This is a genomic window from Flagellimonas sp. 389 (assembly GCF_018449435.1).
GTDB lineage: Bacteria > Bacteroidota > Bacteroidia > Flavobacteriales > Flavobacteriaceae > Flagellimonas.
Genome location: NZ_JAHCMU010000036.1, coordinates 1 through 856 on the forward strand (window position 1 = coordinate 1; position 856 = coordinate 856).

An 856-nucleotide genomic window follows, 5' to 3' on the forward strand; every position below is an offset into this window, starting at 1 on the left:
GGAACTTGCCAAATACGGCCATGTGACCATGGTGCTGGAAGGCACAAGAACGGACAATGTCGCCTTTAAGGATTCCACATCGTTCAAATATACCAGCTTAGATTTGTTCAGTAATCAAGTCTTTACCGATGACCAGATCGATTATTCATTTTCATTCGTCCGACACCTAAGTACACCGGATGATGCATATCAGGATTCAAAAATAGAATTTGGTATAAAAATCAATAACTTGGGCGAGGAAGACCAGTCAGTTAGTGATAAAACTGTTTCACTCGATTCTTATACAGTGGTAGGGGACGACAACAAATACTTTATCATGGATAGTTTTTTCGACCCTATTCTCGAACCAGAAAAAGTAACCGTAGCGTTTACCGATCTTGCATTCGACCCGGAGACGAACCATCTTACCTTTTCCTATAGCATAGACGTGGCAAAGGACTTTTTTAACAATCCTACCGGCAACCCCTTGACCATTACCGGCAATGTGGATGTCATTGTTCTGGAACATGTCTAGCGGGCGCAAACAAAACCCGGGGCAAACCCATAGGGAACGGACCCAATTAGAAATCAAGACATATAGCACTAAAAATAAAAAATCATGAAAATATATAGATTGCTCAGTATAACATTGTTTACCCTTTCCATATGCCTGGTCTCCTGTTCGGGCGAGGACGGGGCCAACGGTACAAACGGTATCGACGGAAAAAAAGGGGACAACGGTATTAACGGAACGAACGGTAAAAATGGAGCGGATGGAACCGATGGCGAAGGTTTTAACGAGTTGACACAATACGGCAACGTGACCATGGCCCTCAAAGGCACAAGACCGGACGGTGTTCCCTTTGAGGACAGCGCG

The 856-nt window shown here is 44.3% G+C and carries 1 protein-coding gene and 1 pseudogene; both read left to right on the top strand.

Features of this window, described 5'->3' with window-relative positions; genetic code table 11:
- On the top strand, window positions 1–514 hold a 514-nt coding region (locus tag KIM67_RS18490; protein ID WP_213833032.1), incomplete at its 5' end, for a hypothetical protein.
- Between the two features lie 84 nt (window positions 515–598).
- A pseudogene (locus KIM67_RS18495) lies at window positions 599–856 on the top strand (hypothetical protein); the annotation flags it as partial.